The following is a 20,866-nucleotide window of genomic DNA, read 5'->3' on the forward strand; positions in this document are numbered from 1 at the left end:
GGGGTAATGGTGGCACCGGTAAATTGATCAAATTGGCCGCCGTCCTTTTTAACCGCCCATTGTTTAGAGGTGGTATTGCTTAAATTTTTGCCGTTGAAACTTAATACCCAAGGATTTTTCTCTACTTCAATTTTGTCACCCAAGCCCGGTGTTTCGCTGTGGCTTAATACCCGAACTCCGGTAATGCTTAAGCGCGCATCGACTCCCACCACCAATTTAATTTCTCCGGAATAGCCGTTGGCACTAACTTGCACCACATATCCACTGGCTACGCCGTTTTCATCTAAAGCGTTATAAACCGTGTAATGACGGCCATCTACATCGAAGTCATGCTCGGTATCGAGTAGGGCATTGGCGTAGTTTTCAGCTGGCATCACTAAGTCTATCGCCGCTAGTTTGTCTTCTCTTACCCGCTCGGCAATAGCCGGTTCGGTAATAGTATTTAAGCCCAGCAGTAACGCGGCGGAGATCCCTACCGCAATGGCCAGCGAAACCGATTGATACACATTGCTGTTAATGTGTTTTTCTACCCAAGTTGTACTCATTATTGGGCTCCTTTATTGCGCTTAAATACAGATTGGCTACCAAAGACTTTGGGTTTTAAGTAATGGTCGATCACCGGAGTGCTGGCATTCATGATCAATACCGCGAAGGCGACCCCTTCTGGATAGCTGCCAAAGCTTCTGATCAACCAGATCAATAAGCCGCAGCCTGCGCCAAACAATATTTGGCCACGTGGGCTGGTAGGTGAGGTTACCATGTCGGTAGCAATAAAAAATGCGCCTAACATGGCTCCGCCTGACAATAGATGGGCTAAGCCAGAGGCATAAACGTTGGGGTTAATCAGATGTGCGATGCTGGCTGGAAGCAGCAGCCCCATAAGTAGGGCGCAAGGAATGTAGGGCCGAATAATGCCACGCCAGATCAGAAATAGGCCGCCCAAGGCAATCAGTAAGGCGCTGGTTTCACCCATACTGCCGGCATGCTGGCCGAGTAATAATTCTTTCCATTGGCTGATTTGTTGTAGGTCGGCCAGCGGGGTGGCGGCGCTAACGCCATCAATGCCCATCCACGCTTGGCTAAATACCAAGCCACTGGCGCTAAGCTCTGGAATGGAGATAGCTTGCCAGTTTGTTAGCTCAACCGGAAAACAAATTAACAACATTACCCGCCCTAGCATGGCGGGGTTAAAGGGGTTATGGCCTAGGCCGCCGTAAACATGTTTGCCTAGGCAGATTGCAAAGCTACAACCAAAGGCGGCCACCCACCAAGGCGTGCTAGCCGGTAGGCTCATGGCCAATAACAAAGCGGTGAGCAGCGCCGAGCCATCTACCGCTAGCTGCCAGCTTTTTTTCTGTAGCTGTAAGCAAATCAGTTCAGTCACTAGCGCACTTAGGCAGCAGCTAAGAAAAACGGTGAGTGCAGGCACGCCGAACAACCAAATACCGTATAAGGCAGCAGGGCTTAGCGCTAGCACCACCAAATACATGATGTTAGTGGTTGATGTACCGGAGTGGGTGTGCGGCGCCGCAACGGGATTAAATTTGCTCATTCACTGTCTCCTTGTGATTTACGTGCGCGAGCCGGACGTTTACGTTTTGCCGCTTTGGCTTGTTTAGCGGCTTCTTTTGCTGCCGCTTCTTTGGCTAGGCGTTGTTGTCGTGCCTCGGTCAACTGGCGCGCTAGGTTGGACTTTTGCACCATACTGCGCTGAGCGTTGATATTCGACTTAGCATGCTGAAAATACTGCACTAATGGGATGCTGGAAGGGCAGATATAACTACAAGCACCACATAGCAAGCATGAATCTAAGCCAAACTCACGGGCGCCATCCCAATCGTCATGGTTGCTGTAGGCAGCCATTTGGAAAGGCATTAAACCCATAGGGCATACTTTTACGCAGTTACCACAGCGCACACAGTCTTGGCTTTCCCGTTTGTTAATTTTGTCTTCACTTAGAGCAAGTAACCCGCCGATACTTTTATCGATGGGCACGAAGGGAGAAGGTAAGACTTGTCCCATCATTGGGCCACCAGCAATCAAGCGTTTTGCCTCTACCTTTAAACCACCGCACTCGGCAATAACTTGTGAAACTAAACTGCCAATGGGAACAGTAATGTTAGTGGGGGATTCAACCGCGTCGCCGGAAACGGTGATAACTCGTTCCACCAAAGGACGCTTAAAGCGCACGGCTTGGTAAATCGCTTTAGCGGTGGCTACGTTGTGTACCAAGATGCCCTGAGCAGTGCTGAGTTGTCCCGGTGGAATGGCAACGCCCATTACCGCTTTTATTAGGTGGCGCTCTGACCCCATAGGGTAAAGGCTAGGTACCACATGAATGCTTAAGGCCTTAAATTCCTCGCTGGCCGCTGTCATGGCCGCTATCGCCTCGGGTTTGTTGTCTTCAATGGCAATCATGGCTTTGCTTGCGCCAACCGCTCGCAGCATGATGTTGATCCCGGCGATGATCTCGGCCGCCTGTTCGCGCATTAAACGGTCATCACAGGTTAAATAAGGCTCACATTCGCCACCATTAATTAATAGGGTATGTACATGGGCTTTACGCGCTAAACGCAGTTTGATGCCACTAGGAAAACCAGCGCCGCCCAAACCTACTACGCCTGCGTCTAAGATCCGTTGCACAATCTCCTCGTGGCTTAATTTAAGATAATCACTGGGTGGAAAATCTTCGCCCCAACGATTATCCCCATTATTGGCTATCACTAAGGTTTGGCTTTTTATTGCAGAAGGGTGGCTGCTTAAAAAGGGCTTTATTTCAAGCACCGTACCATTTACCGGCGAGTGCAACGGTACGGTCATCTCATTGCTACCTCTAGCAATAAGCTGGCCTTTAAATACCGGTTCCCCCTCTTTGACGAGGCAATGAAGCATTGAGCCGTTACGTTGTTGCATGCCCAAATAAACCCGGTCGGGTTCAAAGCTACGGCTAATGCTTTGTTGTTGGGTAAGCTCTTTATAACCCTTAGGATGAACACCGCCGCTAAAGGGTTTTGATTTTAAACTAAACATGTCGGTTCCTTAAGCGATCTGGGGTTTTGGCCACTGCCAAGTATTCAGTTGCTCGGCTTGCTGTTGCATGCTTAAGCAGCCTTGAGTGCAGGCTTTTTCACATAGTCGGCAGCCAGTACAAACTTGGCTAATTACGGTGTGCATTTGCTTGCTAGCACCTACAATCGCGTCGAAGGGGCAGGCTTTAAAGCAGCGATTACAACCCGTGCAGTTGGCTTCATCGATGTAAGCGATCATGGGTACTGAGCTGGTATTGCCATCAAGTTCCACTCCCAATAAGCTGGCGATGCTAGACGCCAAGGCACTTCCGCCAGGAGGGCAGCAGCTTGGCTGTAAGCGACCCGCCACCATGGCTTCGGCGGCTTGGCGACAACCCGCTTCACCACATTGACCACATTGGCCACCAGGTAGCATGGCTTCGAGTTCATCTACTCTTGGGTCGCCCTCTACTTTTAACGCTTTAGAGGCCCAGCCCAGTAGCGCACCAATGCCGGCGCCAAGGAGAAAAAGGATTAAGATAGAAATATAAATCATCGTTAGTCTCCTATTTGCTCACCATGCCGCTAAAGCCTAAAAAAGCCATCGACAGCAGGCCCGCAGTAATAAAGGCAATCGGTAAACCGGCAAAGGCTGCAGGAACTTTTGCCAGCTTGAGGCGTTGTCGTAAACCAGCAAATAACACTATTACTAGGCTAAAACCGACCGCCGAACCAAAGGCGTAACACAGCGTTTCTAAAAAGTTCATATCGTTTTGTACCACTAGCAGGGCAACACCTAGCACCGCGCAGTTGGTAGTAATAAGGGGAAGGAATATCCCCAAGGCTTGGTAAAGCTCGGGGCTATTTTTTTGAATCATTAGCTCGGTAAGTTGTACTACTGCGGCAATCACCACAATCAGTACCAGAATACGCATTACCTGAATTCCCAGTGGTGCCAGTAGCAGTGATTCAATCAGCCAGGCTGCCACTGCGGCTAAACAAAGTACGAAGGTAGTGGCTAAGCCCATGCCTAAAGCACTGTCGATTTTGTTCGACACCCCCATAAATGGGCATAAGCCCAAGAATTTACCAAGCACCACATTGTTGACCACTGCAGTACTGATGAAAATAAGAAGATATTCAGCCACTGGGAACTCCAAAATCTAGTTAAGCTTACTGTGCTAGCTTGCGTTGCATGGACTGTACCAAATTACTGAAGAGCCATGATGAGCATAAAATTTACAGTTAAAACAATGGATTAATGTTTGTTGAAGTGTTTTTTTGTGAGTGGCTAGAGATAGATAAACCTGACAAAACGGCTCTGTGACAAAAGTGGATTTGTTGTAAATCCAACAAGGGGAACATTTTAAAAAGGACTTGTGAGCTGTGTGTTTAATCAAGCCAATGTCGGGATTTTTTAGTACCCAATAAGAGCCTCCCGAAAAATAACCACAAGCTAGGTACCAAAATGGTGAAATGCTCCAAAGTTGGGAAAAACACCGTTCAGATGGGCGCTTAGCGGCTGAGAACAGACTACCTTTGGGGCGGTTTTTCAGTAATAAACCCAACAAATGACATCAGTAAGCTAACAAATTTTGTTGTAAATCAAACAAAGCTTATCTAAATAGGCCGCGTCAGTTCTGGCTTGTCACTCGGGAATACCCCTTGCATTGCACTGTTTAGCACTTAACTTAGCAATGCAAGGGATTGATACGATGATGAATCAAATTAAGTCTACCTTGGAAGAAGCGCTCAACCAGCCGACGCCAATCAGTAAACAAAAGATCCTAGAGCAGTGCTTTCAGATCTTAGAGCAAATGCCAATGGCGATGTCGATTGGTGATTTAAACGCTAATTTTGTGTTTGTTAACCAACGCTTCTCTCAGGTAACCGGTTACCGGCAAGATGAACTAATTGGTAAGAATCATTCCTTACTGAGTTACAAAACCACACCGTTAGGGGTGTATCAGGAGCTATGGGATTGCATTCGCAGTGGTGGTAATTGGCAAGGACGGCTAATTAACCGCAAAAAAAACGGCCAACGTTATCTGGCGCAACTGTCTATTACCGGCTTACAAGACCAAAGTGGTCAAATTACTCATTACATGAGTGTGCACGAAGATATTAGCCAACGTCATCAAAGCCAAACTAAAGCGGCCAATCAAAAGGCCATGGTGGAGGCAGTACTCAATACCGCGCCGGTAGCGATTGCCTTGGTGAATGATAAGCAACAGATAGTATTAGATAACTTAGCTTATAAAACGCTACGTAGTGACTTTGGTAGTGAGCCCGTGAGCTTAGCCATGGGGCAACTGGGAAATCGCCTGCAAAAAACCGAGGGACAAGCTTACGAGCACTTTCCCGAAGGACATAACTTCAATATTGAAATAGGCCGGGGTGAAGGTAAGCGCTGGTTTTCTTGTTGTTTGTCTTCGGTGGAACTCACCGGTTCAGAGGTAGACGACTACTTTGTGCCTAAATTCGCCCGATACTGGGTGATCACCTTGAGCGAAGTGACCCGTGAACGGCGTCGCCAAGAGCAGCAACGTTTGGAAGAACTACGTCGCTCTACCGCAGAAACGGAAGCTTTTCATAGCATGCAAGAGGCCTTGCATGCAGCCATTCATCAAATTCAGGGGCCAATTAACGTTATAGATGCAGCGCTGCAAATGTTCTGTGGTGTGTCGAATAAATGCGCGCGTATCGACGCCATGCAAGCGGGCTTAGAAGCTGGTCATGCGGCTATAGCCCAACTACAAAGCGCGCTACCACAGCAGGCTCAAGAGCCTATGCAATCGGTGAATGTGAATCAGCTGGTACACGAGGTGACCGAAATGAGCAGCGAGCGCCTGCTTAAACGCAGCATTACCTTGCAACTGAGCCTGAATGGCACTTTGCCTACATTTAATGGCCAGCCCTCTAGGCTGCGCGTGGCCTTAAAGCAACTCATCGACAACGCCATTGAAGCGATTGATTTTGGTAAAAAAAGCCGCAGAGACATTGTGTGTAGTACTCAGTTGATTGATGAGGATATCGAGATTACCGTGGAAGACAGTGGCCCGGGAATTAAAAAAGAACTGCAATTAAAGGTATTTGAGCCCTTCTACAGTACTAAACCCCTTAACAACAATGGATGTAGAGGAGTGGGTTTAAGTATTGTGCAACAAGTGGTTAGCGAGCATAACGGCACGGTTCAGTATCAAAGTACATCATTAGGCGGTTGTAAGGCACGTATTGTTCTCCCGCTGCGTCGGAATAAGCGAGGTGAGTAATGGAATATTCAACAAAGCGTGAAACACATATAGCCGAAAGTCATTTAGCTGCGCTATATGAAGTAAGCAGCGTATTAACCAACAGCTTAGATTATAAGCAAAGTGTTAGTAAGGTATTGCAGGTATTACACGACAAGGCGATGTTGCAGCATGCCATGTTGGCCTTAATGGAAGAAAACGAGCAAATGCTTACCATCGATACCGTTCATTCGCCTAAATTGGATGGCAGCAACATGCCTAAGAATGTTCGTTATCGAGCGGGTGAAGGGATAGTAGGTACAGTATTAAGCCAGAAACAGCCGATTGTGTTAAGCAAAGTGTCTAATGACCTACGCTTTGCTGATAAGTTAGACCTTTACGCCTTGGATTTGCCCTTTATTGCGGTGCCAATTAAGAAAAATGCCGAAGTATTAGGGGTATTGGCGGCGCAGCCTTTATTGGATGATCCCAGTAAGCTGCCGCTGTTTACTCGTTTCTTGGAAATGACCGCTAACCTAATTGCCAAGAGTGTATTGCTGGCTAAAGATGTGGCGGTGCAAACCGACCAGCTTCAAGCCGAGCGAGATCGGCTACGTCGCAAGGTGAGAAGCAATTACTCAATGGACAACATCGTGGGTCACTCACGGGTAATGCGTAGAGTATTTGAACAAATCCGCTTAGTGTCTAAGTGGGATAGTACGGTATTAATTCGGGGTGAGTCGGGCACCGGTAAAGAGCTAATTGCCAACGCCATTCACTATAATTCGCCGCGCGCCACTGGGCCGTTTATTAAGCTAAACTGCGCCGCCTTGCCCGACAACTTGTTGGAGTCGGAATTATTTGGCCACGAAAAAGGGGCCTTTACTGGCGCAGTTAAACAGCGCAAAGGGCGTTTTGAAATGGCCGACGGCGGCACCTTATTTCTCGATGAGATTGGTGAAATTTCCGCTGCCTTCCAAGCTAAGTTACTTAGGGTACTGCAAGAAGGAGAGTTTGAACGAGTGGGCAGTACTCAAACCCTGCATGTGGATGTGCGGATTTTGGCCGCCACCAACCGCAACCTAGAAGAGGAAGTGAAACAAGAGCGCTTTCGTGAAGACTTGTACTACCGACTGAATGTTATGCCGATGTTTCCGCCCCCGTTACGCGAACGTATTGAAGATTTACCCGACTTAGCCGAGTTTTTATTAGAGAAACTGTCTAAGCAACAACGCCGTGAATTGTCCTTAACCGACAGTGCTATTCGCATGATGATGGGCTATGACTGGCCGGGTAACGTGCGTCAGCTCGAAAACATGCTGGAGCGGGCGTCGGTAATGAGCGAAAGTGGCATAATCGACCAAGACCTGATTGTATTGGACGGGCTCGATGGGCCTAAATTTACCCCACGGGTTCCCGTCGAGAAACCGGTGGTTGAAAATTCGGACATGGATGAACGCGAACGGGTGATTGCAGCGCTAGAGCAAGCCGGTTGGGTACAAGCGAAAGCGGCAAGGCTACTCAATATGACGCCGCGTCAAATCGCTTATCGCATTCAAACCATGAACATCAACGTCCGCCAAATGTAAACCTTCGGCTGTCGGATTTGCGACAAACCCGACAGCCAATTTCCTTCTCTCACAAATAAAATATCACTAAGTTATTGTTTTATATGAATGTTGCTGGTGGTACGCGGATTGCAATTTAGTCATAAAAAAGGTTAACAGGGAAGCTTTATATGACTATTCATGCACTCGGCGAGCAGTCCAAAGATACAAAAACTAAAGAGCAAGCAGCCTTGGTTGAGAAGCATCCTTGCTTTTCTAAAGAAGGGCATCGTTATGCCAGAATGCACTTGCCGGTAGCGCCGGCATGTAATATCCAGTGTAACTATTGCAACCGCAAATTCGATTGCAGCAACGAAACCCGCCCCGGGGTGGTGTCTAAGTTGTTGTCGCCAGCTATGGCCGCCAGACGTTTTCAAAAGGTCAAACAACACGTACCCGAAACCCAAGTGGTGGGTATTGCTGGGCCGGGCGACCCCTTAGCTAATCCTAAGGCAACCTTGGCTAGCTTAAAAGCGATTGCCAAAGTGGATAGTGACGTTCACTTATGTATTTCTACCAATGGTTTGGCCTTACCCGACCAACTAAATGATTTAATTAAGGCAGGGGTAAAACACCTTACCATCACCATCAACTGTATCGACGCCAACATTGGCCAGAAGATTTACCCGTGGGTGTATTTTAATCAGCAACGGCTACGCGGTAGACTGGCAGCACAAACCCTGATTGATCGCCAGTTAATGGGCTTAGAGGCGGCCATTAAAGCGGGTATGTTAGTAAAGGTAAACACGGTATTGATCCCAGGGATCAATGATCACCATATCGAAGCGCTTGCCGAAGAATTAGGTCGTTACGGGGCATTCATTCACAATGTTATGCCGCTAATTTCTGACCCCGCCCATGGTACCTATTTTGGTTTAATGGGACAGCGCGGCCCCACCAAAGAAGAATTAGACCAAGCCAGAGCGCTGGCAGGGCAAAGCATGAGCCAAATGACCCATTGCCAACAATGTCGCGCCGACGCGGTGGGTAAACTAGGCCAAGACATCGACATCGCCGCCTTGGAAAATGCCCCGGCGAGTAACAAACCCTTACGTATTGCCATTGCCAGTAAGAGCAAGCTGCTGATTGACCAGCACTTTGGTCACGCCAGTGAATTTAGCACTTATTTAGTAAGTGCCGATTGCATCGACAAACAAGCCGATTTTAGTTGGCAGCAGTACTGCTCGGGTAGTGACGAATGCGAGCCTGAGAGCCAACAAAAGGATTTGTCTGCGCTTAATCACTTCGACCAAATCCTATGTAGCCGAATCGGTTTAGCCCCCAAACAAGAGCTAGCCGAACTGGGCGTAGAAGTGACCACCCAATACGCGCTACGCGACATAGAGCAAGCCCTAAGCGCTATTCAACAGCAGTTGCAAGCACAACGCAGCAAAGCATCAGCTTGTAGTGTAGGGGAGTGTGGATAATGGCCTTATCAATTACTAAAGCCTGTATTTCCTGTTACGCCTGTAAAGAGGTGTGCCCTCAGGGCGCGGTATCGAGTGCCGACGCTAAGTTCAGCATCATTGAACACCGCTGTAACGAGTGTAAAACCCTAGGTAAGGGGCCTCAGTGTGCGCAAATTTGTCCGGTAGAAACCGCCATTGTTGACGCGCAAGGCCAAGCCCTTAACCCGCCGGGCTCTTTGACGGGCTTGCCACAAGATCCAAATGTGATTGCCTTTTCAAGCTAGGAGGAACTATGGAACATCAGTTGCTAGAAGCCGACGATAGTTATATTGGGCTCGCTTGGGAGCAAGCCTTAAGCAAGGTGACTTACCCCATGTCTCTGCGAAACCGAGCTTGGTTTAAAAGTATTATTTTGGCTCAACTGGGTGGGAATGCCGCCTTACCTCATGGTTTAGGTTTGGATAACGCCAGTTATTTGGAGCTAAAACGGGCCGTTAGTAGCCGAGAAGTAGAGAATCAAGAACTGTTATGGCGGCAACCGTTCAAAGCTAATCTGCGAAAGCGTTCGGAAGTACTTGCCGAGGTGTTTAGTTTACGCGCTCAAGAACGTAATGAGCTGATTAATGTACTGATAGAATACGCCAACCCTAAAGCGCCTTATGCGCTGCAAATGGCGATTGTTGTTGCTACCGCTTGTTTATCGCAGGCCCACCTATGGCGCAGCTTAGGCCTAAGTGAACGAGCCGAATTAGGCGACTTACTCAAGTATAACTTTCCTGACTTGCATGCCATGAATACCAACAACATGCGCTGGAAGCGGTTTTTCTATCGCTACTTATGCCAACAAGGAGGCGATTACGTGTGCCGTGCGCCTAGCTGCGCAGAATGTTCTAGTTACAGTGAGTGTTTCGTTTAAAGCTAACGATCGTTATTGAGTAAGTATTTACCGAGGTAGTAGTAATGATTAAATGTAATTTTAAAGCGCTGTTGTTTGGCTTAAGCGCCCTGAGTGTTTTCAGTTTTTCCTGTGCCGCCGATACCGTTCAAGTAGCGGTGGCGGCCAACTTTTATAAACCCTTGCAACAAATTGCCCAGCAGTTTGAGCAAGATACCCAACATCAAGTACAGATCTCGGTGGGTTCAACGGGCAAGCTGTTTGCGCAAATCATTAACGGCGCACCCTTTGAGGTGTTTTTTGCCGCAGATCAAGCTCGCCCAAGCCTATTAGTTAATCAAGGTTTAGCGGTGGCCGCCTCGCAGCGCAGCTATGCCCAAGGCCAGTTAGTATTGTGGTCGCCTAATGCCAGCCTTGTTGATCAGCAAGGCAAGGTATTGAGCACTAATACCTTTAAGCACTTAGCTATTTGTAACCCTAAAACCGCGCCCTATGGCGCCGCAGCGGTACAAGCCTTAGAGCAACTAGGGCTGTACTCGCAGGTGCAAGCCAAGTTGGTAGAAGGGCAATCAGTGGCGCAAACTTTTCAACAAATCAGCTCTGGCGCCGTTGAACTGGGCTTTGTGGCCTTGTCGCAGGTATTAGTTAACGGCGAAGTGAGGGAAGGGGCCGCATGGATGGTGCCCAAAGAGCTGTATTCGCCAATTAAACAAGACGTGGTGTTGTTGACCAAGGGTAAGGATAATCCTGCTGCACTAGCATTGATGGCTTATTTACAGACCGACAGCACTCAAGAGCTAATTAGTGCAGCGGGTTATTCCATTCCCTAACAGTTTAGCGCTGTAGTAGTTCAAAGCGCCGCAGATTTTATTCACTTATAGCCTAGCGTGAGGAGACGTGATGCCAGATTTAATGGTGGTATGGCTAACCTTGAAGTTGGCCTTGGTGGTAACCCTAGTCTTAGTGCTGGTGGCTACCCCATTGGCGTGGTGGTTATCACAAACCCAATCGCGACTTAAGTCGTTGGTTGGGGCCTTATTTACCTTACCCCTAGTATTGCCACCCACGGTATTGGGTTTCTATTTGTTGTTATTGCTTGGCCCCAACGGGCCGATTGGGCAGCTTAGCGCCATGTTAGGTTTAGGCAGCTTGCCGTTTACCTTTGCTGGTATTTCCATTGCCTGTGTCATCCATACTCTGCCATTTGTGGTGCAACCCTTACAAAACGCCTTTGAGGCCATCGGTAAACGGCCTATGGAAGTGGCCTATACCCTGCGGGCCAATCCACTACAGGCCTTTTATAAAGTGGCTTTCCCGCTAGCGCGGCCGGGCTTTTTCGCCGCAGCAGTATTAGGTTTCTGTCACACCATTGGCGAATTTGGTGTGGTGTTAATGATTGGCGGCAATGTAGCCGGAGAAACCCGAGTAATGTCGATAGAAATATATAACCATGTGGAAGCCTTGGAATATAGCCAAGCGCATTGGCTAGCGGCCGGCATGGTGTTGTTTTCATTTGTTTCACTGTTGGTGATTCATGGTTTAAATGATCTCGCTAAGCGGAGGCAGAGAATATGGGCATAAAATTACAACTTTCGCAGCAACGCGGTGATTTTCATCTGGATTTACAATTAACGCTACCAGGTTGTGGTATTAGCGCGCTATTTGGCGCTTCGGGTTCGGGTAAAACCTCCTGCTTACGGGCGATTGCCGGTTTAGACAAATTTCAGCCGGGCCATGTTTCGGTAAATGGGGTAGTGTGGCAGGATGAGCTGCGCGGTATTTTTCTAAAACCACATCAGCGTGAAGTGGGTTATGTATTTCAAGAGCCCAGCTTGTTTCCTCACTTAGATGTAAAAAGCAATTTATTGTTTGCTTGCCAATTGAATAAGCAACAGCAAATAGAGCAAATGGATGCCCTGTGCGAGTTGTTTGATTTAGGCCGTTTAGTAAAACGCACGCCCTATAGCTTATCGGGTGGTGAAAAACAGCGAGTGGCGATTGCCCGCGCTTTGCTAAGTTCACCGAAAATCCTGCTCATGGACGAGCCCCTGTCGGCCTTAGATGAAGCGCGTAAGCAAGAAATTATTCCTTATTTGGAACAGTTGCATAAGCACTTAGAGATCCCAGTGGTTTATGTAAGTCACGATACCGAAGAGGTAGCCAGACTGGCCGACTACAAGGTGATTTTGTCGGCTGGGCGAGTAGTGGATCAATACTTTACTCACGCTAAAGACAGGCGCCGAGCGGGGCAAATTCCTCAGTTGAAAGTGGTGTAAGCCATTAAACACTGTTTTTGTTTCTTTCGTTGTGTAAGGTATTTGCTAATTTCAATCTAAGTGGACATAACCAATGCGTGAATCCTTACGTTGTAAAGTGCTAGACGTTTGTACCAAGAAAATTGCACAAAAAGGCGACAATGTTGGTGTTTCATTTTATGCATTTTTGCCAATAAGAACGACGATCCAGAGTTGTTGATGGAGGCCGCTACTTGGTGGATTCAAACACACCAGTTGGATCATTTTGAAAAAGCCAACAAAATCATTGAAATAGTTAAGTCTGGTAAGTAGCGAACGCTGTAAGTCTAAGCCATAATCGGATAGTCGGAGATAGCATAAACGCATGTTGTCGGGCTGATTTTCGCTGTGCTACAAACCGGCCTCCCGAATGTAAGCGTTGAAGTAACGATAAGTCATTAATATTGGAGAATATTATGGGTGAAATCAAAAGGTGTGACGTAACTGAAGAATGGGCTCACTCCGGTTATGTAGTAGCAGGAGACTATATTTTTCTAGGTTATTGTGTAGGAAATGTTGGTAAAAGCGTAGAGGAGCAAATAAATGGGGCTTTTGACGACATGGCTAGAAAGTTACAAATGGAAGGTTTGACTCTCGAAAGTGTAGTAAAGATAGATGTCCTGTTTAGAGATGTATGGAACATTCCATTGTTGGAAAAAGTAATAAAGGAACGTTTCAAAAACGGCTATCCAGCAAGAAAAACAATTTCAACTGATTTTGCTCACCGTGGTGGCGAATCTGGGCTTCATGTTCAAATTGACGGTGTTGCCTATATAAAAGGCAAGTAAAATATTCTATCGTTTGAGCATCTCCTTACAAAGCACTTGGCGCATGGCGGTTGTTAGGGCTTATCTAAAATTCTAGTAAAAAACAACGCTAAATTACATTGCCAGTATTTGTGGCATTACAAATAAAACACTCAAATATTCGAACATAGACATAAATAATTAATTAGATAGTTGCACTGAGTTTCGAAAATGTTTGTGTGGCCAGATTTACATAATCCAATAATAAAAATAATTCCCGTCGCTAATGGCGAATTTTCCGCCATTAGCGAGTCTGAAAGGGTACTAGGGATCTAGGTTTATTGTTATGCGATGTTAAATCGTAACATATTCCACGACAGTGGTGAGATAACGATTTCGTTTAAGTTTTGAGTAAGGGGTTTTGACTTAGGTACCACCTTATCAGGATGTTCTAAAGAATTAATGTCATATACATCGTTATTTTCTAACGCTATATGAGACGTCATTTCTACACGACCAAATGAACGCAAGTCACAATTAACCACCATGTTTTCATTTAATGATTTATTAATTGCGAATATTGTCAGCTCTGTTTCATCGTTAGAAATAACCGCTACCGAGTCTAGGTATGGTACGTCAGAAAAATCTCTAGAGTCATATTTATCACAATGGATAATGCCTCTTAAAGCAGTCCCTCGACCGTATTTTGATGCGTAGTAAATCGGATAAAAAATAGTATTTTTCCAAATTTTACCATTCTTATCTGTCATTATTGGTGCCAGCACATTCACCAGTTGAGCATAAGCCGCAATTTTTACTCTGTCACAGTTGCGAATTAAGGCAATTAACATGGCTCCCGCGACAAGAGCGTCTTCAAAGTTATAGGGCTCTTCGAGAATGGCGGGGGCTATTGGCCAATCTTTGCCACGGTCTCGTATAGTCTCGTGATCCTGCTGGCGATTGTGGTACCAAACGTTCCACTCATCTAGTGAGATGTGAATATCTTGCCTAGATTGAGTTTTCACTTTCATATAGTCAATAAGGTTGCCGATAGACTGTATGTATTCATCAAATGCTAAGGTCTTCGCTAGGAAGTTTGCGGTGTCCTTTTCTAGGTTTAAATAATACTGATGCAGTGAAATGTAATCGATATAAGGATGAGCTTCTTGAATGAGTGTTTGCTCCCATTCGCCAAAAGTAGGCGACTCTTGTCCTGCGCTGCCTGCGGCAACAATTTCGATACTGCCATCAAGAAGCTTCATCGCTTTTGCGGTTTCTCTTGCTAAACGCGCATATTCGAAAGGTGTTTTTTGACCGACTTGCCAGTCGCCATCTAACTCATTGCCAATAGCCCATGTTTTAATGTTATGCGGTTTTTTATAGCCATGGGAGATACGAAGATCGCTGTAGTGCGTGCCACTGTCACGGTTACAGTAATCAAGTAAGTTAAGCGCATCCAAAATACTTCGAGTACCCATGTTGACCGTCATCATGGCTTCTGCACCGATTTCGTTTAACCAATCCATGTATTCGTTGGTACCCACCTGATTGGTCTCGATACATTTCCAAGCTAAATCTGGTTTTCTGGGTCTGTTTTCTCTTGGACCCACCCCATCTTCCCAAACGTAGGTTGCGATAAAGTTACCACCTGGTAAACGAACCATTGGCACATTCAGCTCTTTTACTAATTGTATAACGTCACGACGAAAGCCATTTTCATCAGCTGTGGGATCTTCCGGGTCGTAGATACCACCGTAAATACAACGCCCCAAGTTTTCTATAAAAGATCCATAAATGCGATTATCAATTTTCGAAATGATATAGTCTTTATCAAAAATAACTTTTCCTTTCATTATTTAACCTTTTAAACAAATAAAAATAAACAGGATACCAATTTTAATAAATCAAAATAATTAAAGCGTTGTTTGTGAAATAAATAATAAAGTAAATAAGGCGCTCATAACAAATAAAATAAATATAATACCCAGCAAAGTGGTGAAAAGTTGCTCACGTTTCGCGCATAAGCAGAGTATTGGCGTCAAATGTTGTTTATGTCTTTAGTTGGGAAAGTGCAGGTGGGTTGGGATGATGATTAAAAATAGCAGAGCGGAATTGGCCAAATAACTAAAGGTGATAGACTCAGCGCATAGACAAAACCGGTGAACTAATGGCGATACCAACAAGACCTAAATTTACCCCCGAATGCCTTATAAATGTAGTGGTTTAGCTTAGCTGAGTTAGCTAAAAATGTACTTCCTAAAATGCTAAATCCATTTACCTAGTAAGAGGTGTTTTTCTTATGTGATTCATACCGATGCTTGGCCGCCAATCAGGCTGACGTTTTTTATAACTCTAAACTTGGCTCTAAGTTCGGCTGTTGGCTTTTTCTGGCGCGTGTCATTGTAGGTTTATACAGGCTGACGCGGTTTTTGCCGTTTTGTTTGGCATGGTACATCGCGCTATCAGCTTCGTGCAGTAAGGCGAAAAACAGATCTGGATTTTGTTTTTGCTCACTGGTGGTTACGCCAACACTACAGGTCACTCGGCCTATGGCCGTTAATACCGGCGTCATTGCTTCTATAGCACTGCGAATATTTTCGCCAATTGCCAGGGCTAGCTTTTCGCTGGTATCAGGCAAGATGACCACAAATTCCTCGCCGCCAAAGCGGGCCAATAGCGGAGCTTCACCGAGTTGTTGCGCTAGGGTACTGGCCACCTGTTGCAATACGCAATCGCCAGAGGCGTGGCCGTGAGTGTCGTTAATTAATTTAAAATTATCAATATCGATAAACAATATTGCGGTTTGATAGGGTGGTTTTTGTTGCTCAACTAACACCTTGGCTTTTTCCAATAGAGCCCGCCGATTTAAGGTTTGGGTTAATGAATCGATGTCGGAGAGGGCAATGAGCCGTTTATTGAGCGTTTCAACCACCAAGGCAAAATAACCCACGGTAGTGGTGATTGAGGTACAAGTGGCAATAAACATGGGCAGTGCTGTAACCGATTGTGCCTCAAATAATTGGCTTTCAGGCAGAGTACTAAACAGTAAGGCTAATGCTTTAATTAACTCGCTCAGCCCTAGAGTGCAGTAAGAAAACATCAATAAGCTTTTGCCTAGGCTGCGCTGTTGTTTGCTTCTAGGGCGAATAGAGTCAATCAACAACAGCATGAATGCAGTGGTTACCATAGCTATTAGACTGGCTCGGTAAATGTAACTGTAGTCGATGATGGTCCAATACATCAGCACGGCCATTAGCAATAGCAGTAATAGGGCGAATTGTTTGGGCGAGATTTGCGGTGCTCGGGCTACTACTTTGTTAACACCGAGCAGCGCGCTATATAACCCTAAACAGAGTAATCCGTTACCGAGCAACACCGATAGCTCAATTGGAATGGCTATGCGTAACATATAAAAAACCAATGCAGCCGACACTAAGATTCGGCCAATTGCCCATTCTTTTATTCCCGGTATTTCGGTATAGCTGCGAGCCAAAAACATTAATACTACCGCACCAATAAGGTGTGAGCAGGCCAATAGAAAAAATATAGTTTTTATATCTAACATAGCTATAAAGTTATCTTTTTTATTATCCGCAGCGTCATCCATAACGGCGCTGGTACTTATTGTTGTACGCGTCTAGCTTATCAAGCCTGCTAGTGTTTCGTTCGTATGGCTTAGTCGCGCCTTTAAGGGCGAACAGGGCCTCGTCATCATGAAAAATTCACGATGATTTTGTGACCATATACCATTAAATTTGAAGTAACCTTGTGGCAGCGCAATGTTTTATTATACAAAAGTGGCTGGTAGCCGAGATTTTTTGTGTAGCTAACTGGCTATGCTGCCAAGGTTTAACTGGTGGGAATGGCTAGCTAGGAGTGGGCTGAACTAAAAAAGGCTTATTAAATAATAAGCCTTTTGCCAGGTAAGTTGCGTTTATAGCTTCGCGGCTGCGTCAAATACCACGTGGGTGTAGGCACCTTCTGGTTGTTTAGTAATAACCGGCGTTGACTCACTGTCGAGTAGAATTTTAACAGTGCGTTCAAAAGCGGCTGGTTCTAAATAACCAATACCTTTGTCACTATTGCTGAGTAGTTTAGCCACTTCTTTAGCCATCCGAATTTGGTGCGCTTCGGTTTGCGCGCCAGTGTCGTCGTATTCCAATACAATAAGGCCGGCGTCTTCAGGGTTAGCCGCTGCCCATTCCCAACCTTTAATGGTGGCTTTTAAGAACTTCGCATAAGCGTCGAGTTTCTTAGGATCTTTTAGGCTGTCTTCTAATACGTATAAGCCATCTTCTAAAGTGGCTACACCTTCTTCTTCGTATTTAAATAGCACTAGTTCCTCTGGGGTTAAGCCGCCATCTAGTACTTGGCCGTATTCGTTGTAGGTCATGGTAGATACACAATCGGCCTGTCCTTGGAAAATAGGATCTACGTTGAAGCCCTGTTTAAGCACGGTAACCCCGTCGGCACCGCCGGCTGTAGAGTAGCCTAGCTTAGACATCCAGCTTAGGAAGGGGTATTCGTTACCGAAGAACCAAACCCCTAAAGTTTTTCCGGCGAAATCCGCTGGGGTGGCAATGCCGCTGTCTTTAAGACAAGTTAGCATCATGCCTGATTTACCGTAGATCTGACCAATATTCACCAGTGGTAAACCTTTTTCGCGAGTGGCCAGGGCTGAAGGTAGCCAATCTACTACAATATCGGCACCTCCACCGGCCAATACTTGGGCGGGCGCAATATCTGGGCCACCGGGTTTAATGGTGAGATCGACGCCTAGGTCTTTGTAGTAGCCTTTTTCTAAGGCCACGTAATAACCGGCAAATTGCGCCTGCGTTACCCACTTCAATTGCAAAGTCAGTTTTTCTGCTGCGCTGCCACTAAAACTAGCGGCCAAAAGTGCTGCGCCTGAGGCTAAAGAAAGTATCGTTTTTTTCATAGTTAAGTCCCTTTATATGACGAAGGTTAGAGCTGGTTTTAGTGTTACTTGTTTCCTCGGAATGAGGGGTGCCAAAAGAGCAAGGATTTTTCGAGCAGAGCCAAGGCTCCGTAACTTAATGAACCGGCAATGGCCGCCACCACAATGGTGGCCCACACCATGTCCATATTCATTCTTCCCACTTCGGTGGAAATGCGAAAACCCATACCCACAATCGGGGTGCCAAAAAACTCTGCCACAATCGCGCCAATGAGTGCCAAGGTGGAGTTCAGCTTTAACGCGTTAAAAATAAACGGTAAGGCTTGCGGTAATTGACTCTTTAAAAAGGTTTGCGTTTTGCTGGCCGCGTAGGTGTGCATTAAGTCTTTATGAATGGCGTCGCAAGACTGCAAGCCCGTAAGGCTGTTGATGAACATGGGGAAGAAGGTCATCACCACAATCACTGCCGCTTTAGACTGCCAATCAAAGCCAAACCACATCACCATGATTGGCGCGATACCCACAATGGGTATCGCCGACATAAAGTTACCTAATGGCACCAAACCCTTGCGTAAGAAGGCGCTTTTTACCGCCCACTGAGCGACGATGAAGCCCGATAAACAGCCGATGAAATAGCCCGACAATACTGCTTTTAAATAGGTTTGTTTAAAATCACTCCACAGAGTTGGCAGGTTGTTGATTAAGGTTGAGAAAATCGCACTAGGCGCGGGTAGCAATACCGCCGAGACGGCATAACCCACCACGATGCTTTGCCAAAACAATAACAGCATGAAAGCAAATAGCCCCGGAATGAACGGCTTTAAATAGGCCTGTTTACTTGGGTAGTGTTCGCACAGTTGGGTGAGCCGTGAGAGCAAGGCACTGGCGGCAACAGCACAGGCCATCAGCAAGATTAACCAAGCAGGATTTTGGCTGTAAAAACCACTGTCGGCGGTGGCCAGTAATAATAATTGGCAAGCTAATATTGCCAGCAGTAATAAGGAGCTTAAAGACTTAGGCATTGGCTAGTCCTCCACGTCGTTTAAGTAAGGCTCGTTCAGCCACACTCACCAACCAAACTAACAGTGAACCGAGCAAGGCGGCCATGATTAAGGCGGCCCATATTTGTTCGGTTTGCCCGTAATAGGAGCCACTGAGTAAGCGCGAGCCTAAACCACCTTGCGCACCAGTAGGCAATTCGGCAACAATTGCACCTACTAAGGCCGCGGCAATCGCCACTTTTAAACTGGCAAACAAATAGGGTTGGGCAGAATACCAGCGTAGCTTCCAAAAGGTTTGTATGGCGCTGGCGTTATAGGTGTACATCAGTTCTTGATGCAAGGTATCTGAGGCGCGCAAGCCTTTCACCATGCCAATGGTGACGGGGAAGAACGATAAATACATAGAAATTATCGCTTTGGGCACCACTCCGGTAATGTTTAGCGCCCCCAATACCACCACAATAATTGGTGCGATGGCCAAAATCGGGATAGTTTGTGAGGCTATTACCCAAGGCATTAAACTGGCATCAAGGGTTTTGTTATGCACAATGCCAATGGCGATGACAATGCCCAAAATAGAGCCAAAAACGAAGCCTAATAAGGTTGAATTTAGGGTAATAAAGCTGTGAAACAGCAATGAGCGTTTTGAGCTAACTGAACGTTCAAAGACCGATTTTTTCAGCTCCAAGGCCACCTGATGCGGCGCTGGCAACATGGGGCGTTTTACTTGATAAGCTTGCTGCATGACTTGGCTGTAAGTCCAATCCTGCTTTTTTCGCTCAAGCGTATTAATCAGTTGGTTGCCATTCATGATGAGGGCCGCTACATACCATATTGCGATAATCGCGACGACTAAGCTCACTAGCGAAAACCATTGGCTGTCTGCTAAGTATTTTTTCACGCTACAGGCCTCCTTTATACTTAATCAATGGCATGGTCATTGGCTAGAGCGTTGCGAATTTCAGCCGCCAGCTCATGAAAGGCCGCTTGATCGCGTAGCGCTAAGGTTTTTAACCGCGGTAGCGGGCTTTCAATCACCTTAACAATACGCCCCGGACGCGGCGACATCACCACGATGTGGGTGGATAACAGCACCGCTTCGGCGATGGAGTGAGTCACAAAGATCACGGTTTTCTTGGTTTCTTGCCAAATTCTTAGCAGTTCGATGTTCATGTGATCACGAGTGATTTCATCCAAGGCGCCAAAGGGCTCATCCATCAGTAATAACTCAGGGTTAATGCATAGCGCGCGAGCAATAGAGGCGCGCTGCTGCATACCCCCAGATAGCTGCCAAGGAAACTTCTTATGGAAGTCTTGTAAACCCACCATCTTCAGGTATTTATCGATCTGCTTTTGTTGGTGTTCGCCGGGCTGGCCGGATATTTCCATGGGCAGCGCACAGTTTTGCGAAATGGTACGCCAGGGCAATAGGCCCGGCGCCTGAAATACATAACCATATAAGCGGTTTAGGCGGGCATCTTTAGGGCTGGTTCCGTCCACCTTGATTTCGCCAGCAGTGGCTTGCTCCAAATCGGCTATCACTCGAAGCAGAGTGGTTTTACCGCAGCCCGAGGGCCCAATGAAGGAAACGAAATCTCCTTCATTGACCTGTAGGTTGATGTTAGAAAGGGCGTTTACTGGACCGTCGTTGGTTTCAAACACCAAGGACAAATCTTTCACCGAGATCATCGAGCGCCCGGTTTGGCTTTGTACTGCCGCTTCTTCGCTTTCTATTGTTTGTTTTACTGCTAACATAAA

General features: G+C 46.5%; 20 protein-coding genes and 1 pseudogene. 10 read left to right on the plus strand and 11 right to left on the minus strand.

The window, feature by feature from the left end; translation table 11 throughout:
- The 5 genes from ACQY6Q_RS14600 to rsxA form a co-directional block, all read right to left on the minus strand.
- Positions 1–545, minus strand: a 545-nt coding sequence (locus ACQY6Q_RS14600) for an RnfABCDGE type electron transport complex subunit G (RefSeq protein WP_427982453.1), incomplete at its 3' end; no start/stop codon positions are given.
- Positions 545–1,552 (minus strand): RnfABCDGE type electron transport complex subunit D, encoded by a 1,008-nt coding sequence (locus ACQY6Q_RS14605; RefSeq protein WP_427982455.1) that lies wholly within the window; start codon positions 1,550–1,552, stop codon positions 545–547. The genes ACQY6Q_RS14605 and ACQY6Q_RS14600, both read right to left, overlap by 1 nt.
- On the minus strand, positions 1,549–3,030 hold the full coding sequence (gene rsxC / locus ACQY6Q_RS14610; protein ID WP_427982457.1) for an electron transport complex subunit RsxC: 1,482 nt from the start codon (positions 3,028–3,030) through the stop codon (positions 1,549–1,551). Before rsxC ends, ACQY6Q_RS14605 begins: the two co-directional genes overlap by 4 nt.
- Before the next feature lie 9 nt (positions 3,031–3,039).
- On the minus strand, positions 3,040–3,564 hold the full coding sequence (locus ACQY6Q_RS14615; RefSeq protein ID WP_427982459.1) for an RnfABCDGE type electron transport complex subunit B: 525 nt from the start codon (positions 3,562–3,564) through the stop codon (positions 3,040–3,042).
- Between the two features lie 10 nt (positions 3,565–3,574).
- On the minus strand, positions 3,575–4,156 hold the full coding sequence (gene rsxA, locus ACQY6Q_RS14620; RefSeq protein ID WP_427982460.1) for an electron transport complex subunit RsxA: 582 nt from the start codon (positions 4,154–4,156) through the stop codon (positions 3,575–3,577).
- A gap of 567 nt (positions 4,157–4,723) precedes the next feature.
- On the opposite strand from rsxA, the gene nifL reads away from it, so the two are divergent.
- The 10 genes and pseudogenes from nifL (at position 4,724) to ACQY6Q_RS14670 (ending at position 13,231) form a co-directional block, all read left to right on the plus strand.
- Positions 4,724–6,280 (plus strand): nitrogen fixation negative regulator NifL, encoded by a 1,557-nt coding sequence (gene nifL / locus ACQY6Q_RS14625; protein ID WP_427982463.1) that lies wholly within the window; start codon positions 4,724–4,726, stop codon positions 6,278–6,280.
- A complete protein-coding gene (gene nifA, locus ACQY6Q_RS14630; RefSeq protein WP_427982465.1) occupies positions 6,280–7,827 on the plus strand; it encodes a nif-specific transcriptional activator NifA in 1,548 nt (515 codons plus the stop codon). Before nifL ends, nifA begins: the two co-directional genes overlap by 1 nt.
- Positions 7,828–7,976: 149 nt before the next feature.
- Entirely contained in the window at positions 7,977–9,272 is a 1,296-nt protein-coding gene (gene nifB, locus ACQY6Q_RS14635) for a nitrogenase cofactor biosynthesis protein NifB (protein ID WP_427982468.1), read from the plus strand.
- Positions 9,272–9,538, plus strand: a complete 267-nt coding sequence (locus tag ACQY6Q_RS14640) for a 4Fe-4S dicluster domain-containing protein (RefSeq protein WP_427982470.1) — start codon at positions 9,272–9,274, stop codon at positions 9,536–9,538. Before nifB ends, ACQY6Q_RS14640 begins: the two co-directional genes overlap by 1 nt.
- Positions 9,539–9,546: 8 nt before the next feature.
- Positions 9,547–10,170, plus strand: coding sequence for a nitrogen fixation protein NifQ (locus tag ACQY6Q_RS14645; protein WP_427982472.1), 624 nt, complete (start codon positions 9,547–9,549; stop codon positions 10,168–10,170).
- Positions 10,171–10,214: 44 nt separating this feature from the next.
- Positions 10,215–10,979: a molybdate ABC transporter substrate-binding protein gene (modA, locus tag ACQY6Q_RS14650; protein WP_427982475.1), complete on the plus strand. Its 765-nt coding sequence runs from the start codon at positions 10,215–10,217 to the stop codon at positions 10,977–10,979.
- A 70-nt stretch (positions 10,980–11,049) separates the two neighbouring features.
- The gene (gene modB / locus ACQY6Q_RS14655; protein WP_427982477.1) at positions 11,050–11,730 is read left to right on the plus strand and encodes a molybdate ABC transporter permease subunit; all 681 of its coding nucleotides are present in this window, start codon (positions 11,050–11,052) and stop codon (positions 11,728–11,730) included.
- Positions 11,721–12,425, plus strand: coding sequence for a molybdenum ABC transporter ATP-binding protein (modC, locus tag ACQY6Q_RS14660; RefSeq protein WP_427982479.1), 705 nt, complete (start codon positions 11,721–11,723; stop codon positions 12,423–12,425). The genes modB and modC overlap by 10 nt, the downstream gene beginning before the upstream one ends.
- A 73-nt stretch (positions 12,426–12,498) precedes the next feature.
- A pseudogene (locus tag ACQY6Q_RS14665) lies at positions 12,499–12,716 on the plus strand (DUF6500 family protein).
- A gap of 143 nt (positions 12,717–12,859) precedes the next feature.
- Positions 12,860–13,231: a RidA family protein gene (locus ACQY6Q_RS14670; RefSeq protein ID WP_427982482.1), complete on the plus strand. Its 372-nt coding sequence runs from the start codon at positions 12,860–12,862 to the stop codon at positions 13,229–13,231.
- Positions 13,232–13,533: 302 nt separating this feature from the next.
- Here ACQY6Q_RS14670 and ACQY6Q_RS14675 read toward each other — a convergent pair whose 3' ends face one another.
- From ACQY6Q_RS14675 to ACQY6Q_RS14700, 6 genes are all read right to left on the minus strand, one after another.
- Positions 13,534–15,042 carry an alpha-N-arabinofuranosidase gene (locus ACQY6Q_RS14675; RefSeq protein WP_427982484.1) on the minus strand — a complete coding sequence of 503 codons (1,509 nt, stop codon included), beginning with the start codon at positions 15,040–15,042 and terminating at the stop codon, positions 13,534–13,536.
- 491 nt (positions 15,043–15,533) lie between these two features.
- Entirely contained in the window at positions 15,534–16,754 is a 1,221-nt protein-coding gene (locus ACQY6Q_RS14680; RefSeq protein ID WP_427982485.1) for a diguanylate cyclase, read from the minus strand.
- 369 nt (positions 16,755–17,123) lie between these two features.
- On the minus strand, positions 17,124–18,128 hold the full coding sequence (locus ACQY6Q_RS14685; protein ID WP_427982486.1) for an ABC transporter substrate-binding protein: 1,005 nt from the start codon (positions 18,126–18,128) through the stop codon (positions 17,124–17,126).
- A 44-nt stretch (positions 18,129–18,172) separates the two neighbouring features.
- Positions 18,173–19,129: an ABC transporter permease gene (locus tag ACQY6Q_RS14690; protein ID WP_427982488.1), complete on the minus strand. Its 957-nt coding sequence runs from the start codon at positions 19,127–19,129 to the stop codon at positions 18,173–18,175.
- A complete protein-coding gene (locus ACQY6Q_RS14695; protein ID WP_427982490.1) occupies positions 19,122–20,009 on the minus strand; it encodes an ABC transporter permease in 888 nt (295 codons plus the stop codon). The genes ACQY6Q_RS14690 and ACQY6Q_RS14695 overlap by 8 nt, the downstream gene beginning before the upstream one ends.
- A 20-nt stretch (positions 20,010–20,029) precedes the next feature.
- Positions 20,030–20,863 carry an ABC transporter ATP-binding protein gene (locus ACQY6Q_RS14700; RefSeq protein WP_427982492.1) on the minus strand — a complete coding sequence of 278 codons (834 nt, stop codon included), beginning with the start codon at positions 20,861–20,863 and terminating at the stop codon, positions 20,030–20,032.
- Positions 20,864–20,866 lie beyond the last annotated feature (3 nt).

This window comes from Agarivorans sp., from assembly GCF_050295395.1.
GTDB lineage: Bacteria > Pseudomonadota > Gammaproteobacteria > Enterobacterales > Celerinatantimonadaceae > Agarivorans.

Bases quoted from the DNA above. Each gene is read 5' to 3' on its own strand.
- modA (WP_427982475.1), top strand. From the start codon at position 10,215: ATGATTAAATGTAATTTTAAAGCGCTGTTGTTTGGCTTAAGCGCCCTG.
- ACQY6Q_RS14645 (WP_427982472.1), top strand. From the start codon at position 9,547: ATGGAACATCAGTTGCTAGAAGCCGACGATAGTTATATTGGGCTCGCT.
- ACQY6Q_RS14700 (WP_427982492.1), bottom strand. From the start codon at position 20,863: ATGTTAGCAGTAAAACAAACAATAGAAAGCGAAGAAGCGGCAGTACAA.
- modC (WP_427982479.1), top strand. From the start codon at position 11,721: ATGGGCATAAAATTACAACTTTCGCAGCAACGCGGTGATTTTCATCTG.
- rsxC (WP_427982457.1), bottom strand. From the start codon at position 3,030: ATGTTTAGTTTAAAATCAAAACCCTTTAGCGGCGGTGTTCATCCTAAG.
- modB (WP_427982477.1), top strand. From the start codon at position 11,050: ATGCCAGATTTAATGGTGGTATGGCTAACCTTGAAGTTGGCCTTGGTG.
- ACQY6Q_RS14670 (WP_427982482.1), top strand. From the start codon at position 12,860: ATGGGTGAAATCAAAAGGTGTGACGTAACTGAAGAATGGGCTCACTCC.
- ACQY6Q_RS14690 (WP_427982488.1), bottom strand. From the start codon at position 19,129: ATGCCTAAGTCTTTAAGCTCCTTATTACTGCTGGCAATATTAGCTTGC.
- ACQY6Q_RS14615 (WP_427982459.1), bottom strand. From the start codon at position 3,564: ATGATTTATATTTCTATCTTAATCCTTTTTCTCCTTGGCGCCGGCATT.
- ACQY6Q_RS14675 (WP_427982484.1), bottom strand. From the start codon at position 15,042: ATGAAAGGAAAAGTTATTTTTGATAAAGACTATATCATTTCGAAAATT.
- ACQY6Q_RS14640 (WP_427982470.1), top strand. From the start codon at position 9,272: ATGGCCTTATCAATTACTAAAGCCTGTATTTCCTGTTACGCCTGTAAA.
- nifL (WP_427982463.1), top strand. From the start codon at position 4,724: ATGATGAATCAAATTAAGTCTACCTTGGAAGAAGCGCTCAACCAGCCG.
- ACQY6Q_RS14685 (WP_427982486.1), bottom strand. From the start codon at position 18,128: ATGAAAAAAACGATACTTTCTTTAGCCTCAGGCGCAGCACTTTTGGCC.
- ACQY6Q_RS14605 (WP_427982455.1), bottom strand. From the start codon at position 1,552: ATGAGCAAATTTAATCCCGTTGCGGCGCCGCACACCCACTCCGGTACA.
- nifB (WP_427982468.1), top strand. From the start codon at position 7,977: ATGACTATTCATGCACTCGGCGAGCAGTCCAAAGATACAAAAACTAAA.
- nifA (WP_427982465.1), top strand. From the start codon at position 6,280: ATGGAATATTCAACAAAGCGTGAAACACATATAGCCGAAAGTCATTTA.
- ACQY6Q_RS14680 (WP_427982485.1), bottom strand. From the start codon at position 16,754: ATGTTAGATATAAAAACTATATTTTTTCTATTGGCCTGCTCACACCTT.